General features: G+C 51.4%; 16 protein-coding genes. 10 read left to right on the forward strand and 6 right to left on the reverse strand.

All coding sequences use genetic code 11. The features are described 5' to 3' along the window. Positions 1–49 precede the first annotated feature (49 nt). From TOLA_RS16735 to TOLA_RS15600, 3 genes are all read left to right on the forward strand, one after another. Complete coding sequence (locus tag TOLA_RS16735) at positions 50–517, forward strand: hypothetical protein (protein ID WP_015880074.1); 468 nt, start codon at positions 50–52, stop codon at positions 515–517. Between the two features lie 214 nt (positions 518–731). Further along, on the forward strand, positions 732–1,769 hold the full coding sequence (locus TOLA_RS15595; RefSeq protein ID WP_015880075.1) for a sterol desaturase family protein: 1,038 nt from the start codon (positions 732–734) through the stop codon (positions 1,767–1,769). 202 nt (positions 1,770–1,971) lie between these two features. Then, positions 1,972–2,751: a sulfite exporter TauE/SafE family protein gene (locus TOLA_RS15600; RefSeq protein ID WP_015880076.1), complete on the forward strand. Its 780-nt coding sequence runs from the start codon at positions 1,972–1,974 to the stop codon at positions 2,749–2,751. A 234-nt stretch (positions 2,752–2,985) separates the two neighbouring features. Here the strand turns inward: TOLA_RS15600 and TOLA_RS15605 are convergent, their stop codons facing one another. Both TOLA_RS15605 and TOLA_RS15610 read right to left on the reverse strand, forming a co-directional pair. Then, positions 2,986–3,885, reverse strand: coding sequence for a nuclease-related domain-containing protein (locus tag TOLA_RS15605; RefSeq protein ID WP_015880077.1), 900 nt, complete (start codon positions 3,883–3,885; stop codon positions 2,986–2,988). A 78-nt stretch (positions 3,886–3,963) separates the two neighbouring features. After that, on the reverse strand, positions 3,964–5,742 hold the full coding sequence (locus TOLA_RS15610; RefSeq protein ID WP_015880078.1) for a class I SAM-dependent methyltransferase: 1,779 nt from the start codon (positions 5,740–5,742) through the stop codon (positions 3,964–3,966). 194 nt (positions 5,743–5,936) lie between these two features. On the opposite strand from TOLA_RS15610, the gene TOLA_RS15615 reads away from it, so the two are divergent. Continuing rightward, the gene (locus TOLA_RS15615; protein ID WP_015880079.1) at positions 5,937–7,052 is read left to right on the forward strand and encodes a M24 family metallopeptidase; all 1,116 of its coding nucleotides are present in this window, start codon (positions 5,937–5,939) and stop codon (positions 7,050–7,052) included. Between the two features lie 138 nt (positions 7,053–7,190). Further along, entirely contained in the window at positions 7,191–7,406 is a 216-nt protein-coding gene (locus tag TOLA_RS15620; protein ID WP_015880080.1) for a hypothetical protein, read from the forward strand. A gap of 87 nt (positions 7,407–7,493) precedes the next feature. Here TOLA_RS15620 and kdgT read toward each other — a convergent pair whose 3' ends face one another. The 3 genes from kdgT to kdgR all read right to left on the reverse strand — a co-directional run bounded on the left by kdgT (position 7,494) and on the right by kdgR (position 10,204). After that, a complete protein-coding gene (kdgT, locus tag TOLA_RS15625) occupies positions 7,494–8,501 on the reverse strand; it encodes a 2-keto-3-deoxygluconate transporter (RefSeq protein ID WP_015880081.1) in 1,008 nt (335 codons plus the stop codon). 177 nt (positions 8,502–8,678) lie between these two features. Beyond that, positions 8,679–9,161 carry a NanQ anomerase/TabA/YiaL family protein gene (locus TOLA_RS15630; protein ID WP_015880082.1) on the reverse strand — a complete coding sequence of 161 codons (483 nt, stop codon included), beginning with the start codon at positions 9,159–9,161 and terminating at the stop codon, positions 8,679–8,681. A gap of 233 nt (positions 9,162–9,394) precedes the next feature. After that, positions 9,395–10,204, reverse strand: a complete 810-nt coding sequence (gene kdgR, locus TOLA_RS15635) for a DNA-binding transcriptional regulator KdgR (protein WP_041609965.1) — start codon at positions 10,202–10,204, stop codon at positions 9,395–9,397. Positions 10,205–10,436: 232 nt separating this feature from the next. Between kdgR and kdgK the strand changes: the two genes are divergently transcribed. From kdgK to TOLA_RS15660, 5 genes are all read left to right on the forward strand, one after another. Further along, positions 10,437–11,372, forward strand: a complete 936-nt coding sequence (kdgK, locus tag TOLA_RS15640) for a 2-dehydro-3-deoxygluconokinase (RefSeq protein ID WP_015880084.1) — start codon at positions 10,437–10,439, stop codon at positions 11,370–11,372. A gap of 23 nt (positions 11,373–11,395) precedes the next feature. Further along, positions 11,396–12,019, forward strand: a complete 624-nt coding sequence (locus TOLA_RS15645) for a bifunctional 4-hydroxy-2-oxoglutarate aldolase/2-dehydro-3-deoxy-phosphogluconate aldolase (protein WP_015880085.1) — start codon at positions 11,396–11,398, stop codon at positions 12,017–12,019. A 296-nt stretch (positions 12,020–12,315) separates the two neighbouring features. Continuing rightward, positions 12,316–13,152, forward strand: a complete 837-nt coding sequence (gene kduI, locus TOLA_RS15650; RefSeq protein ID WP_015880086.1) for a 5-dehydro-4-deoxy-D-glucuronate isomerase — start codon at positions 12,316–12,318, stop codon at positions 13,150–13,152. Positions 13,153–13,276: 124 nt separating this feature from the next. Next, a complete protein-coding gene (kduD, locus tag TOLA_RS15655; RefSeq protein ID WP_015880087.1) occupies positions 13,277–14,038 on the forward strand; it encodes a 2-dehydro-3-deoxy-D-gluconate 5-dehydrogenase KduD in 762 nt (253 codons plus the stop codon). Positions 14,039–14,159: 121 nt separating this feature from the next. Continuing rightward, complete coding sequence (locus tag TOLA_RS15660; RefSeq protein ID WP_015880088.1) at positions 14,160–15,068, forward strand: Gfo/Idh/MocA family protein; 909 nt, start codon at positions 14,160–14,162, stop codon at positions 15,066–15,068. 15 nt (positions 15,069–15,083) lie between these two features. On the opposite strand, the gene TOLA_RS15665 is transcribed toward TOLA_RS15660, so the two are convergent. Continuing rightward, on the reverse strand, positions 15,084–15,968 hold the full coding sequence (locus TOLA_RS15665) for an acyltransferase (protein WP_015880089.1): 885 nt from the start codon (positions 15,966–15,968) through the stop codon (positions 15,084–15,086). Positions 15,969–16,134 lie beyond the last annotated feature (166 nt).

Here is a 16,134-nt window from a genome sequence, read left to right on the forward strand (position 1 = left end):
CCAAAGAGCTCATTTAGTCGACAACAACTCTCTTTTTGAGTAAAAAATAATGAAACGAAAACTTGCTCTTGTGATTGCTGTTTTATGTGTGGCTTACCTTTGGATAGCTAACAAACCAGCTCAGTTCAGAGCTGAATACATAGCAATACTTCACTATCTGAATAGCGTGAATGACAAGATAACAATTGATGTCATCGTTGATGGTTCATGCATTGAGTTGATGCCGGAAAATCAGAAATTCTGTCACGAAGTCCAGCAACAGATGGAAGAAGCAGGCGTTTACCGATTGCTTTATTCCAATCAGGAAACGAAACATCTGGATTTGATTGTCTCCACCAGCCCCATTTCAGGCTCACGTTCTTTTGTCTTTTCTGAAAACGGAGAGACAGAAGAAACTCAGGTCGATAATCTGGAAAAAAGCATAAAGGAAGCGAAAAAGACCTCCAATTTGTCCATTCATTTGTGCGGGAAACTAGATCAGAAAGGCTGGTTTGAATGCTACAACTACGATTCGTGAGATAAGGAAAATAGCCTAATAAATCAGCATATCACTCCTGGCTAACGTACTGGAAATTACAGTACTAAATAGTACGGTAATGGATGTGAGGTTCCACTATGAAGCACAATGAAATTGGCTTCAGTAGAATCAAGTCTCATTATCAATTGTGATTGAAGTGTTAAGATTGATTAATATATGATGCGATTCCCGTCTTAAATGTGTGCTCTTAAGAATGCCCGAAACTGTTCCGGACTTTATTTCTGTCTATCTCCTGTCTCCCCTGATTAATACCTTTTTCGGTCTTTTTGACTTTAACGGGCGTTTAGGTCTTCCCTTCCTGTGTATATCGTTATTGATTGCATTCCTGTTGTACCGCCGTCAGCGTCATCTTGGTTACAGTCAGGCGAACAACTTTGGGGTGTTTCTCGGTGGCAGGAAAGTGTGGCTGCATCGTTCCGCCCTGGTTGATTACGCTTATTACTTTGTCCGGGCGTTACTGCATCTTGCCTTTATTGTGCCGGTGATGAGCTGGCTGGATCCGGTGCTGCTGAAACAGGGCGATGTGACTGCATTTCTGAACCAGGTATGGGCGGCCCGTCCCCGCATCGGGGATAACATGGGCATCATGTTGTTGTATGGCTTGGGTGCGTTTCTGGTGAGCGATTTTGCGCATTACTGGTTACACCGTGCCTTTCACAGCCGCTGGCTCTGGGAATTCCACAAAGTCCACCACAGTGCGACCGTGATGGTGCCCCCGACCGCCAGCCGGATCCATTTTTTTGAAAAGCTCTGCGAGAACCTGCTGAAAGGGTTTTGCTTTGCGCTGTATGGCGGTGTGATCTTCTGGTTTTGCGGCGATAAAGTCAGCAATTACACACTGTTTGGCGTCGGCTATCTGGCCTTTATTTTCAATGCGCTGGCCGCCAATTTGCGCCACACCCATATCTGGCTGTCATTTGGCCCGGTCATCGAGCGGGTGATTAACAGTCCGGCACAACATCAGATCCACCACAGCCGCAACCCGGCTCATTTCAACCGGAATTTCGGCACCAATCTCTCACTCTGGGACTGGCTGTTCGGTACGCTTTACCTCACCGGGGCAAAGCCGGAAGCGCTGGAATTTGGCGTCTCCCCGAAAGATAACGAACGCTATATGAAACTGCACAATCTGGTGTGGCACCCGTTCTGGGTGACCGGCGTAAAGCTATGGCGACACGGTGTTCATACGAACACTGCACCGGAGCACAGAGATCTGAAACCAACGGAGTAACGGCGAGATTTTCGCGGGATCAGCGGCCTGCATTCAGGTGCCATTTTACCCGCAACTTAATTAGGTATTTTGCATATATCAAAAGTGGAAATACTTAACACAAATCAGCAAATAAATATCGGCGACTTTTCATTTAGGATGCACCCATTCACTTCACCGCTACTGGAAATACGTTTCCCGGCAGATGTCTTAAGGATGGGTCATGATCGACGTATCATATATCTTGGCAGGCGCGTTAACTGGCTTCGTCGTTGGTCTGACCGGTGTTGGCGGTGGTGCCATGATGACACCGATTTTATTGCTGTTCTTTAATGTATCCCCTGTGACCGCAGTTGCCACCGACTTATGGTTTGCTTCCATCACCAAATTAGTGGCGGCAAAAGCCCACCATAAATCGGGCAAAATTGACTGGCAAATCGTGAAACATTTGTGGTCTGGCAGCTTACCGGTTGCCATCATTACGGTGGCGCTGATCCATTTCGGCATGAAATTTCAGAAAGTGAGCTGGTTAACCGAAGCCATCGGGTTTCTGATTGTACTGACTGCCGTTGGACTGATTTTCTCTCCTCTGCTGCTGAAACGGATCCGTCCACAAGCTGGCAATACAGAAGTACAACCGGAAGCGATCAAACCAAAAACCACGGTATTTGCCGGCGGTCTGTTGGGACTGTGCGTTGCGCTGACCTCGGTGGGTGCCGGGGCATTAGGCAGTGTGTTGCTGATGTACCTCTACCCGCGCCGGATGCAACCGCACACGCTGGTCGCCTCTGATATCGTGCACGCTATTCCACTCGCATTAGTGGCCGGTATCGGTTATGCCTTCACCGGTATGGTCGACGTGCACATGCTATTAAATCTGCTGATCGGCTCCTTGCCTGCTGTCGTCATTGGCAGCCTGCTGGCCACCAAACTTTCCAGCCGTTTATTACAGACATCACTGGCATTTGTGTTATTGATGGTCGGTGTCCGGACTCTGGTTTGAGGCACTGGCAACCGGGTTTGCGACAGTACATCCGAATGGAGATCTTCAAGAGCCATCCCGCCTGCTCCCAGATCTACAGAACTGCATCTCGTAGTGAGTAGAATAATCAACTTATTCTGCTCACATAGTGATTCAAATAGCGGTTGGATTTGAATCACTACTACAGACAATTATTGTTTTTGTAATCGTTGTGGTGATTCTAATGAAGCCATGATAATGGCGGCATCTGACTAACTAATCTTTCTTAATGTCTCTAACCCTTTGCTCAACCTGATAGGCAATAGCGTTGATTTGCCCTAGCTCCAGAGCCCCGGCAAAAAGCTTAGGAAATACTTTCGGCAATGCAGACCCACTCAGAATATAAGGGTCAACAGCTCTCTGCTTCAGATCTACAAACCATCCAGGCAGCACAAGTATTCCGGCAACCGGAATATCCATACCCGTTGCGCTTTGCAGCCATTTTTTGACTGACAGAACGTTGCGTCGAACCTGCTCAATGGGTTCTTTTTCCGTGTGAGTCGGAAATATAAGTGAGTCATTCTCAACAATTACTTTGAAGTGTTTTGAACCTTCAATGATATGTTTTGAGCGGCCTTTTGTTTCAACAACAAAAACACCGTTAGGACCAACAACCAGATGGTCAATATTGTAGTTTTCGAACGGAATATCATGATACAGCCGGTATGGATGATTGGCAGGACGAACCAACGCTTCTAATTCTTGCCCTACAGCCATCTCGCACGAATAGCCTAATTTATTCTGCTGCATTGTTTTTACTATCTTCAGTATCTTCCTGATCTGAAATCCGAATGCAACGAGACCGATGATTCCTGTTATTATCCATGTAGTTAGAGATAATTTGATATTAAAGAAATAAGCCTGTATTAATAAGAGCAAGGGCAACATTAACCCTGTCATTAATATCTCTGTAATTTTGCCGAATAACTCAAGTCGCAAGTCATGGATACTTTCCTGAAGCGTGTACCCATACGGACGTAACAAATTGGCAGTGAGAGGGCTAACCCGATTTCTGCGCTGTTGTTTTTTAATAAAAGTAATAATCCAGATAGCTACAGCCACAGGGAAAAATGAAAGCGCTAGCGCTATAAACATCGCATAAAAACTATCAAACATAGAATACCCGCTTAAATCCCTTTAGCCGTTTTCTTCAGTCTATCATCCGTGGCTGTTTTCGTATCACATGAAAGAAAATCACCCCCAATCTTCCAACTGCTGGAAATCCTTGATCCGATCGCGCTGCAGTGACATGGCCTCAAAGACATCGTCATAGTTTTCACTATGCGGCTGAATGCTGGGCAGTGCGAATGCAGCTTGTGTGAAAAACTCGGTTTTATTGTCATCCCATGCCTGTTGCCACCAGTGCAGAATCAACTCCTTCGATTTTGAGAGCCGTATACGGCTTGGCAGTCTGTCGGATTTCTGCGAATTGATGGTGGTTCTGGCCGGCAGCAGGTTCCATAAGTCATTGTTTGGCCAACGGGCGAACGGAAATGCGTGGTCGATGGCGTAATCCATCGTTCGCAGCGGTTTGCCGCTCCAGCAACAACTAACCGCTTCCTGGGCAAGCAGGCTATTCACTCTGGTTCTGACTCGTGCTGTCGTTCTTTGCGGGTCGTCCCACGTTAATGCATTCAGGTAATCGAGTTTTGAAAATTGCCGTTCCCTGTTTTTACCATAACCCGCCATCAGTGATGCCCATTCATTGATCAGCGCCGGTTCGATCCAGACACTGTACCGGGTCAACGCATCCCAGATATGTTTCGGCACATAGAAGTTGCCGAGCGATTGCAGAAAATCGAAATCCAGTATCAATCCGTCCGTTACTGACTGGCGTTGCGCGATATCCACGTTAAAAACCGCATCAGACATGCCCGGCGATGTGGTGTATCTCGCCGGCATCTCCTTGATGGTACGGGGGATATCCACATGAAAAACGGCATCATACGTTCCCGGTAATGTGGTGTATTTCGCTGGCATATCCCTGATGGTACGGGCGATATCTTTCAGTGTCTGACGGACGGCGGACGCGATCGATGCCTGCTGGTAATTGGCGCCGATATAGAAATCATTATTAGCGAACGAGGTCAGTTGTAACCAGCCCGCGGGTTTAATGAAGCCAAGCCCTTTGGTATTGCTGCTGTTCTGCTGCATGTCGTACTGATCAACCAACGGCTTATACAATTTCAGCCAGTACAGGGCGACCAGACCCAGCGGCAGGCAGACATGCTGCTCTGTTTGTTCAATGACCGCGCCGGGATGCCCGTCTGCAATTCGCAATAACGTTCTTAATAGCGCGAGCTTATAGGTGGAGGCTTTGCTGTCATTCACCACGATATTGCGGATGAGCGGGAAGGCACCGGTGCCATCATCCGGTAGTGTCAGCAAGACCGTTTCCCAGCTGACTTCGCTTCGGCCAAGCTGATCAGGCTGTCGGTGTTGTGTCAGTAACTGGCAGGTCAAACCAAACTGACTGGCGTACTGCGCCAGCTCGGCGGCGGATACCGGATGCATGGTTCGTTCATCACGACACTCGCCATGCCGTAATGAAATGACCATTTTCCCGTTTGGTTTCAACAGGGAGCTTAATTTGCGAAAGGTGCGTTCCCGGCTGGATGGCGCGATATGCATCCAGACGGCACTGAGCAAGATCAGATCAAATTTCACCTGCAGTGCAAAGACCCGGTTCAGTTCAGGCAGCGCGTCATGCAGCCAATGAATATTGTGGTTTGCCGAATTTGCTTTCGCTGCGTCCAGTAATTTCTCGGCGGGTTCCACCGCAACAACACTTAATCCTTTGTCAGACAAGTATCTGGCATCCCGGCCGGAACCGGCACCAACATCCAGCACCATCCCCTGCGCCGGAATATGGCTTAACCAGTCTTTATGAACTGATTCGAAATGAACCTGATCATATTGGGCAATCAGCGAATGCGCATTGTCCGTGTAAAACTGAATGTTTTTGTCGTTCACTCGGGTATCCGGACAAAGTTTGGATGAATAGGCACAGATTCGTTATTTTCCCATCATACACCGGCTGTTTTATTGCAGAAGAGAATTTCAGAATGACGACAGACCAGTGCTGCTTCAGTGAACATTCCCGCCGTGACCACCGGCTTGTCATCTATGATTAGTGCATACGTCAGGCTAGTGAGAAGGCATACGTTATGAGCAATTCAACTTTCGATTACAAAGCCCGCTGGAATCGCGCGGCAGCCTTAATGGAGCGGGACGGCGTCGATGCGCTGTTCCTGATGAAACCAGCCAACCTCGCCTATTTTACCGGTGATGGCCGGCCTTGTGCCCTTGCCCTGCTCACGCGTACGCAGCGTTGCGTCGTTGCCGTGCCGGCGTGCGATATAACGAGTGTTCGCCGTTCCTCTGCGGCTACCGACATTCGCGCATTTCAAAACGAAGCAGAGATGTTCCACGGTTTTCGCGATGTGTTGCAGGAACTTGGTCTCACGCAGGCAACAATAGCGATTGAGAAGAACTTCTTCGACGCCGCACTCTACGAAGTCTTTGTTGCACATATTCTGCCTCAGGCCCGTGTCGTACCGGCAACACCCATTATCTCGCAGCTGCGCATGATCAAGGATCCGGAGGAAATCAAGTGTCTGAAGGCGGCAGCGCTGGTTGCGGACGCCGGAATGGCCGCTGCTGCGCGTGCACTGCGGCCCGGCGTAAGCGAGAGCGAGATTGCCGGCGAAGCCGAACTGGCGATGCGCAAGGCTGGTGCCGAGGGCTGGGCGTCGGTGACCTATGTTGCATCAGGATGGCGTTCCGCCATGGCGCATGGGCCTGCCACCCCGAAGATTATCGCCGCCGGTGATGTGGTTCAGGTTCATCTTGCGCCTATGGTGCAGGGTTACTCTGCGGATATGTGCCGGACTTTTCTCATCGAACCCGTAGCGGCAGATGCGGCGAGTGCACTGCGAGCCTACGTGGAAGCGCAGGAACGGGGAATTGCGGCCGCAATCTCCGGTGCGGTGCTGCTGGGCATTGACGGTGCGATGGCCACGTCGCTGGAACATGACGGATATGCCGGCAAGTTTCTGCGGCCGGTGTTCCACGGTGTCGGTATCGAACACGAAGAGGCGCCAATTCCCGGTGGTCATGCCGTAATCCACGGTGAGCAGAAGGTCGAACAGGTTATGGCAGGTATGGTCCTCGGTATCGGTAACTGCGGCATCTATCGCGAAACCTTCGGGGTGCGGGTGGAAGATACGATCTGGGTAAGCGAACAGGGCCCGGTACCTCTCACACGCTACCCGAAACTCTAGCATGTGAGCATCAATGTGCCACCAGTCACATCCTCCTGAGCTGACTGACGTCTGCCTTGCGTTGGTGCAGGACAGACGTTAGGCTTGCCTTACTGCACGTGCTGAGCAGGATTTCAGTGCCCAAGTCAGGAGAGACAAATGAAACGCCACTTACCCCGTTTGCTGCTAATTGCCCTCGCATCCGTTTACTGGCCATCGATGGCGCTGGCGGCTGATCCGGTTCCGCTGGACTGCGATCCATCTTCGGATTGCCAGCCTATCGACCCTTGTGCGATGGCACCGGAACGCTGTCAGGAACCGACTATCCCGACCACACCACCGCCACCATTGCCTGACTCTTCTGATGATGAATAGTATCTGAGCGCAAAACCTGTAATCGTAAAAAAGCCGGTCTAATGACCGGCTAAATATGACGCACACATCTTGGGGGGTGAACTGGAATCAGTGCATTTCCGGCGCCATTTTTTCTTTTCCTGCTGACGCACCGTGCTGAGCTGGCATCGGATTTCCCATACGTTTGGCATACATCGCCGTCAGGATCGGTACCAGAATAGAAGTCACGATGACGCAGGTAGCAACCAGTGCCGTGGCCGCCGGTGCAATCTTGGCAAACGCCGGGTTCATCTGCGCGATAATAACCGGGTTCGCGACCGCCGCACCTGCCGTAGAGGACGCCGCCAGACCCGCGGTACCGTTACCGCCACCGATCAAACGGTCAGCAATAATCAGCGGAATACCGGTAACCACAATCACCAGCAGACCCATCGCAATACCGAGCAGACCGGTATCCAGAATCACACCCAGATTAATGGTGTTACCCAGTGCGAAACCGAAGAACGGGATCAGGGTTTGAGTGGCACGGCTGAAGAACTCACGCAGGTCATGATCCAGGTTACCCAGCGCAAAACCAATCAGGAATGGCAGCACCGCACCTACAAAATGATGTGGCTGGAAGGAAGCCAGACCGGCGGAACCCAGGATCACCATGGTCATCAGCGGGCCGGATTCGACCGACATCAGCACGAAGGCACCGGACTCTTCTTTTGAACCATACTGATTCATCAGGCTGGCATACAGACCGCCATTGGTCATATCCATCGCCGAAACCAGTGCCAGCGTGGACAGGCCCGCCAGCATGCCGACTTCAATACCGTATTCCGGCAGCAATTGCGCCGCGATCAGCGCCACCACCCAGGCTACCGCGATTTTAGTCAGCACCAGCGTGCCGGATTTACGCAATACCGTACCGGTTGCCCGCAAATCAATGGAAGCGCCGATACAGAAAAACCATACCGATAAAATCGGTAACGTGCCGGTGATAATGCCTTTCGTGAATGACCCGAAATATTCTGCCGTACCCGGTGCGGCCGTGTGCAGAATGGCGCCTAACAGCAATGGAACTAACATCAATCCGCCAGGAATGCGGTCTATCGTTGCTTTGATCTTCATAACTGAAATTCTCCGTCGGATGCTGCCAGCGGCAGACATCACATTGCAGTCAGTACAAGCACGTCTGTGCCTGTACTGCGGAAATTTTCACGATCAACGGCAGGTCATTCGCGAAAACCACCAGCTTTGCCGGCATGGACAACAGGTCCAGTTCGGCCACGTATTAACCCAAAACTTTTACAGCCAGGTTGATTGTGCCAGCCAGGTTTTATCCACTTTAAATACCGCCTTGCGGACCGGGGCCGGAGCGCCGACGCAGCACAGTGGACGATGGACTTCACCCGGATAAAACACCACAAAATCACCTGCTTTCAGGTTCATTTGATTTTCTGCTGTCAGATCGTTCGTGAAATAGAGATCAGGTTTGGTCGCTGCATACTGTTCCGGATTGACTAAGCGCGGGCCAACAGCCATGCCTTCAACGCCGTCCAGCACCAGCTGAATATCCAGATACTGCTGATGGAACTCGCTACGCATTTCTGCTGCCGGTTTGGTGTCATTGGTCGACAGCATGTAAAACAGTTGCTTGCCTTCCAGTTCATACAACCCATCGGCTTGGGCACGCAATGCTTCCAGGCTCAGTTCCGGACGGCTTAACAGATGTTGCAATGCGGCAGGCAGTAATGCCTGTGACAGAGATTCCGTATTACCAAAAATCATTTTTTACACTCCTGCGTTCAGTGAATGTGTGCACTTTACCGATGTCAAAAGATTTATGAAATGACGTAACTCACAAAATGAAACATTGTTTTAATTTTATTGAAGGCGGAATTGAATTACTGATATACGAATGACAACGCATCTGCAGACAGACGGGATTCAATCAGCAAAAGGAGTATTACGGAGAGGAAAAGATACGCCTGCCGGGGAGTGACAGGCGCAGAGAAAGCTGTTTAAACCGACGGGAAAGGATAACGCGCCAGACCGAGCTGCTGCGAAATATTGGCCGCCGCCTGATGCAGGATCGCCACGTAATGGGTCAGCTGATTGTCATCAAAACGGATAGTCGGGAACGAGATACTCAGGCCAGCAATGACATGGCCGAAACGGTCATACACCGGCACACCCACGCAGCGCAGCCCCTCTTCCTGTTCTTCACGATCTTCACTGAAGCCGTGCTCGCGCACATCCGCCAGTTCACGTAACAAGGCATCCACATCAGCCAGTGTATGCACGGTTTTACGGTCAAACGTTACCGGTGCCAGAATTTCACGCACTTCGCGTTCATCCAGCCAGGCCAGCAGCACTTTACCAATCGCGGTGCTGTACAGCGGGTTACGGCGGCCGACACGGGAATACATGCGCAGGTTATACAGCGAATCAATCTTGTGCAGATAGACGATGCTTTCCTCTTCCATCGTGCCCAGATGGATGGTCTCGCGGGTCTCTTTGGACAGGATACGCATCTGCTGGTCAGCGATACGGATCAAGTCCACATGCTGCAATGCCTTGGCACCGAGATCAAACAGCTTCAGCGTCAGGGAATATTTATCGTTCTCCCCTTCCTGCCGGACATAGCCGAGTGATTTCATGGTCTGCAAAAAACGGTAAACCGTACTCTTCGACATCATCACGCGCTGAGATAACTCAGTGACACCGATCTCATGTTCATCACCCAGTGCCTGCAGAATGCCGAACACTTTGAGAACCGATGAAACAGAATCCTGCTGTTTGGAAAAATCGTTCACTGCTACCTCTGTCATGATTATTAGAAACTGTTGCGGCGACATCTTATGCAAAGCCGGATGCCGGTGCAAATCAGTAACTCCCGCACTGAGGGCAATATTTAACCATTGTTCACAATTATTACAACAGCATGTTACTAATTTTTTGAACCGCAACCCATAAAATTAAAACATTGTTTTATTCTGTTTGACACGCCAGTTTGATTAGATAAGCTATGCTTGTTTTTTAAACACAACATGAGAGACATCCATGGATACTCTGAACATTGCCATCATTGGTGAATGCATGGTGGAACTACAACGTCAGAACAATGACATTCGTCAGGGCTTTGGCGGCGACACACTCAATACTGCGGTCTATCTGGCCCGGCAGTTACCTGCTGATTGCGGCAAAGTGCATTACGTCAGTGCACTGGGCACCGACAATTTCAGTCAGAGCATGATCGATACCTGGCAACAGGAAGGGGTTGATACCTCTCTGGTACAACGTCTGGCGAACAAAATGCCGGGTCTGTATTTCATTGACACCGACAGTCACGGCGAGCGCAGTTTCTCTTACTGGCGCAGCGACGCGGCCGCGAAATACTGGCTTGAAACCGAGCAAACTGATGCTGTCCTGGCACAGCTCATGAAGATGGATGTGATTTACCTGAGCGGCATCAGTTTGGCGATTTTGAGTCCGGCCAGCCGTCAGCGTCTGTTTGATTTTCTGGCCACCTTCCGTGCGCAGGGTGGTCGTGTGGTGTTTGATAACAACTACCGTCCACGTCTGTGGCAAAGCCGGGAAGAAACGCAGGCCTGCTATCAGCAGATGCTGGCACTGACCGATATCGCCTTCCTGACACTGGATGATGAAGATGACCTCTGGGGTGAACGTCCGCTGGCAGAGGTTATCGAACGCACGTTAGCCCTGGGTGTCGGTGAAATCGTCATCAAACGCGGTTCCCAGCCTTGCGTGATTGTCAGCAAGAACGGTGTGCAGGAAGAAGTGGCCGCGCAGAAAATCAGCAATGTGGTGGATACCACGGCAGCAGGTGATTCTTTCGGCGCCGGTTATCTGGCGCGTCGCCTGCAACAGGGCAGTGTCACCGAATCAGCCATGCAGGGCCACCGCTTAGCCGGTACCGTGATCCAGTATCGTGGCGCGATTATCCCTGCTGACGTTATGCCGTCATCATCCCTTTAATTAAATTATTCTCAGGAGAAATTATGTCTACTTTAGTTGAACGTCTGCAGGCGCTGAAAATCATTCCGGTTATTGCGATTAAAAATGCGGACGATGCGGTTGATCTGGGTCGTGTATTAGTTGAAAACGGCATGCCAAGTGCCGAAATTACTTTCCGTACGCCGGCTGCTGCCGAAGCCATCCGCCGTATGCGTGCTGCCTTCCCGGATATGCTGATCGGTGCCGGCACCGTGCTGACTACCGCGCAGGTTGATGAAGCGATCGAAGCGGGTGTGGATTTCATCGTCAGTCCTGGCTTTAATCCGACCACCGTCCGTTACTGCCAGCAACGCGGTGTCGCGATTGTGCCAGGCGTGAATAACCCGAGTCTGGTGGAACAGGCCATGGAAATGGGTCTCAGCATGCTGAAGTTCTTCCCGGCAGAACCGTCAGGCGGCGTGAACATGCTGAAAGCCATGTCTGCGGTCTATCCGGTGAAATTTATGCCCACCGGCGGCGTGACGCCGGAAAACATTAAAACCTATCTGGGCCTGAAAACCGTGGTTGCCTGCGGTGGCACCTGGATGGTGCCGGCTGATCTGATTGATAACAAACAGTGGGACAAGATCGGTCAGCTGGCGAAAGAAGCGATGGCAGCTCTGGCATAATCAGCCCCTCAATTATGTCAATATCACGGCCACCCTGCTCCGGCAGGCGTGGCCGTTTATTTTTGTATTTCCTGCCGTAATACGGTGACAGTTTTTACACAGCCTGCGTCACTTCACAATATTAATGAAACACTGTTTTATTTTTATTGATTGATTGTTTTGATCTGTCTATTATCTCTTCATGCCGTGAATAACGGCGCCCTGAGAGGCTATCTCATCAGGCAGGTCTCGTTACTTCGGCCTGATAGATAGTCTCTTCATTCGGGTTTGCCTATACCTATTGAAGAGGTCTCATTATGCAAGTGCGTCATAACATTCACCCCGACCACGCCAAACAATTTGATACAGCCGGGTTGCGCAAAGAGTTCCTGATTGAAAATCTGTTCATCGCCAACGATATCACCCTGACCTACAGCCATATCGACCGCATCATTGTCGGTGGCGTAATGCCGGTGGAGCAGACCGTGGTGTTAAGCCCGGAGCTGGGCAAGCAGGTCGGTGTGGCTTATCTGCTGGAACGGCGTGAACTGGGCCTGATCAACGTCGGTGGCGCCGGTGTGGTGACCGTTTCCGGCCAGGCCTATGAGATCGGCAATCAGGAAGCGCTGTATATCGGCATGGGCAATCAGGAAGTCAGTTTTGCCAGCACCGATGCCGCGCATCCGGCCAAGTTTTATCTGAACTGTGCCCCGGCACATACCACTTATCCGACCCGCAAAGTGACACAGGCCGAAGCCAGACCCGTTACGCTGGGCGATAACGCTACCGGTAACCGCCGCACCATCAATAAATATCTGGTGCCGGACGTACTGCCGACCTGTCAGCTGGTGATGGGCCTGACCCGTCTGGAAGAAGGCAATATGTGGAACTCCATGCCCTGCCATACCCATGAGCGCCGCATGGAAGTCTACTTCTACTTCGATATGACCGAAAACGACACCGTGTTCCATTTCATGGGTGAACCGCAGGAAACCCGTCATCTGCTGGTGCATAACGAGCAGGCTGTCTTGTCACCAAGCTGGTCGATCCACTGTGGCGTCGGCACCCGCCGCTATACCTTCATCTGGGGTATGGTCGGTGAAAACCAGGTGTTTGATGACATGGACCATATCGCGATCCGCGATATTCGCTAACCCAATTCCCGGTCGCCCGGACTGACGCTGTGGCCACCAAAACTGTTTTATCCGTATTGCCGGCCAACGCCTTAGCCGACGCCAACGATAACGGGCAGTACGGACTGTTAAGTGGAGAAATATCATGATCCTGAATTCATTCGATCTGAACGGCAAAGTGGCCATCGTTACCGGTTGTGACACGGGCTTAGGTCAGGGTATGGCAGTTGGTCTGGCCCAGGCAGGCTGCGATATCGTCGGTATCAACATCGTGGAACCGGCGGATACCATCGCCAAAGTGGAAGCGCTGGGACGTAAATTCCTCAGCCTGAAAGCGGATGTCAGCAAAATTGACGAACTGCCGCAGCTGATTGATCAGGCGGTAACGACCTTTGGGCACGTGGATATTCTGGTGAATAACGCCGGCATCATCCGCCGTGAAGACGCGCTCAAATTCAGCGAAAAAGACTGGGATGATGTGATGAACATTAACGTGAAGAGCGTGTTCTTCATGTCACAGACCGTCGCCAAACAGTTCATCGCGCAGGGTAACGGCGGCAAGATCATCAACATCGCCTCGATGCTCTCTTATCAGGGCGGTATCCGTGTGCCGTCTTACACCGCCTCCAAGAGCGGCGTGATGGGGATTACCCGTCTGATGGCTAACGAATGGGCGAAAGAAGGCATCAACGTGAATGCGATCGCCCCGGGCTACATGGCGACCAACAACACCGCGGCACTGCGTGCCGATGAAGGCCGCAGCAATGAGATCCTCGGTCGTATTCCAGCCAACCGCTGGGGCACGCCGGAAGATCTGATGGGGCCGATCGTGTTCCTGGCTTCCCAAGCTTCCGATTACATCAACGGCTACACCATTGCCGTCGATGGCGGCTGGCTGGCGCGTTAAGAAAAAATGTCTTACCGGTAACAGAAAAGCAAACCGATCTGGTTGTACCCAATATCCGGTCTTGCTTCTCTGTTACCTGTAACACTACCATGTTGTTTTCTCAGCAGAACAGGGAGACAGCATGCGTAAACTACGGGTAGGTATTGTCGGCTTGGGCGGCATCGCGCAAAAAGTCTATCTGCCGATTTTGTCCCAGGCAAAACACTGGGAACTGATGGGTGCTTACACCCCCAATCAGGAAAAAAACTGCCTGCTGTGTCAGCAATACCGCATTGTTTCCTTCTTTTCGCTGGATGAACTGGCCGCGAACTGCGATGTCGCCTTCGTGCACAGCACCACCGCTGCCCACTATGAGATTGCCGAACATCTGCTGCGCAAAGGCCTGCACGTTTATATCGACAAACCGTTAGCCGAGACGCTGGATCAGGCCGAAGCGCTGGTGGCACTGGCGGAAAAACAGCAACGCACGCTGATGGTTGGTTTTAACCGCCGTTTTGCCCCGTTTTACCAGACCGTCAAAGCACAGATGCCTTGTGCGGCGGCCGTCCGTTTTGAAAAACACCGCATTCACGGCATCAGTAACCCGCTGCGTTTCACCATGTATGATGATTATCTGCATCTGCTCGATACCGTGCTGTGGCTGTGTGATGGCGAGCTGTCGCTGCAGACCGCACAAATCAACAAAACCACGCTGGATGAACTGATCTTCGCCGGGCATGTTTTCCGCCACGACAATAAACTGATCACCACCGCGATGCACCGTGACGCCGGGACACAGGCGGAAACGCTGGAAGTGATCACCCACGGTGCGGTGATGCGCGTGCGCGATCTGAACCGGATGGAAGAAGAAAGGGATGGCAAGATTTGCGTCACCACCGCCGGCAGCTGGCAAACCATTCTGGAACTGCGTGGTTTTGTGCCGATGGTGGAACATTATCTGGACTGCGTCGCCAATCAGACCACGCCGCTGGTAACCGGTGAACAGGCGCTGATCGCTCAGCGCTGGATGGAAAAACTACTGGCGGAATAAGCCGGGAATGAGCGCTCAGCGCTCATTTAACTGCTGATCTTTGCGCTGCCAGACACCGGTCAGCCACTGCTGGAAACCGCGTTTGAACGGCTTGTCCTTCAGGTAATCACCACGCTGCACTGCGGTCACCGGGATCTCTTCAATCCATACCTGAACCCGGGTCAGACGGCCGGTCAGCATGTCATAAAATGGTCGTTCCTGATTATCCGGATAGGCCAGTGTCACGTTGACGATCTTCTCAAACTGTTCGCCCAGCGCATTGATGGCCATCGCCAGACCGGCAGGTTTCGGGGTCAGCAAATGCTGATACGGCGATTTGGTCTCTTCGCGCTTTGCCGGGGTAAAACGGCTGCCTTCAACAAAGTTGATCACCGTGGTCGGGATCGTGCGGAACTTGGCACAGGCCTCACGGGCGGTGGCGACATCCTTGCCCCGTAACTCCGGGTTTTTCAGCAACTGCTGGCGGGTATAACGGCGCATAAACGGCATATCCAGCCCCCAGCAAGCCAGACCGACAAACGGCACATACAGCAAATCGTGTTTCAGGAAAAATTTCGGTACCGGTAAACGCTTCCGGAAAATATCACCGACCAGCACGATATCCGCCCAGCTCTGATGATTGCAGATCACCATATGCCAGCCCTGACGGTTCAGGTTGGTCGAGTCATGCACTTCCCATTCAACTTTATTGACCAGCCGTAACATCAGCGCGTTGCCGCACAACCAGCCGTACATGATGAAGTTGCAGCCACGGGTCAGATAATGATTAATCACCGCAACCGGGATCAGCAGTTTCAGCAATGCTTGTATGCCAATCAAAAATGAGACCAGCGCCGTATTCAGGATCACCAGCGCGATACTGAGCGGCAACAAGATAAAACCAGGAAGGAATGACAGCATAATTGTTTCTGAATAATGAGGTTTAACACCACTGACCCGACAGCATCAGTCCTAAGGCGTGGATTATCGCTGCAAGATCGGCACAGGAGAAGGGTAAAACCGCTTTTTGTCCGCTTTAAATGCAATAACTTCAGCGTCAGCCGGTTGTCATCACCTGCCGCGCAAA

This window comes from Tolumonas auensis DSM 9187 (assembly GCF_000023065.1).
Lineage (GTDB): Bacteria > Pseudomonadota > Gammaproteobacteria > Enterobacterales > Aeromonadaceae > Tolumonas > Tolumonas auensis.

What these genes read in the sequence shown, in the direction of transcription:
- kduD (WP_015880087.1), top strand. Translation starts at nt 13,277, where the DNA reads ATGATCCTGAATTCATTCGATCTGAACGGCAAAGTGGCCATCGTTACC.
- TOLA_RS16735 (WP_015880074.1), top strand. Translation starts at nt 50, where the DNA reads ATGAAACGAAAACTTGCTCTTGTGATTGCTGTTTTATGTGTGGCTTAC.
- TOLA_RS15630 (WP_015880082.1), bottom strand. Translation starts at nt 9,161, where the DNA reads ATGATTTTTGGTAATACGGAATCTCTGTCACAGGCATTACTGCCTGCC.
- TOLA_RS15600 (WP_015880076.1), top strand. Translation starts at nt 1,972, where the DNA reads ATGATCGACGTATCATATATCTTGGCAGGCGCGTTAACTGGCTTCGTC.
- kduI (WP_015880086.1), top strand. Translation starts at nt 12,316, where the DNA reads ATGCAAGTGCGTCATAACATTCACCCCGACCACGCCAAACAATTTGAT.
- kdgK (WP_015880084.1), top strand. Translation starts at nt 10,437, where the DNA reads ATGGATACTCTGAACATTGCCATCATTGGTGAATGCATGGTGGAACTA.
- kdgT (WP_015880081.1), bottom strand. Translation starts at nt 8,501, where the DNA reads ATGAAGATCAAAGCAACGATAGACCGCATTCCTGGCGGATTGATGTTA.
- TOLA_RS15615 (WP_015880079.1), top strand. Translation starts at nt 5,937, where the DNA reads ATGAGCAATTCAACTTTCGATTACAAAGCCCGCTGGAATCGCGCGGCA.
- TOLA_RS15595 (WP_015880075.1), top strand. Translation starts at nt 732, where the DNA reads ATGCCCGAAACTGTTCCGGACTTTATTTCTGTCTATCTCCTGTCTCCC.
- TOLA_RS15645 (WP_015880085.1), top strand. Translation starts at nt 11,396, where the DNA reads ATGTCTACTTTAGTTGAACGTCTGCAGGCGCTGAAAATCATTCCGGTT.
- TOLA_RS15605 (WP_015880077.1), bottom strand. Translation starts at nt 3,885, where the DNA reads ATGTTTGATAGTTTTTATGCGATGTTTATAGCGCTAGCGCTTTCATTT.
- TOLA_RS15660 (WP_015880088.1), top strand. Translation starts at nt 14,160, where the DNA reads ATGCGTAAACTACGGGTAGGTATTGTCGGCTTGGGCGGCATCGCGCAA.
- kdgR (WP_041609965.1), bottom strand. Translation starts at nt 10,204, where the DNA reads ATGACAGAGGTAGCAGTGAACGATTTTTCCAAACAGCAGGATTCTGTT.
- TOLA_RS15620 (WP_015880080.1), top strand. Translation starts at nt 7,191, where the DNA reads ATGAAACGCCACTTACCCCGTTTGCTGCTAATTGCCCTCGCATCCGTT.
- TOLA_RS15665 (WP_015880089.1), bottom strand. Translation starts at nt 15,968, where the DNA reads ATGCTGTCATTCCTTCCTGGTTTTATCTTGTTGCCGCTCAGTATCGCG.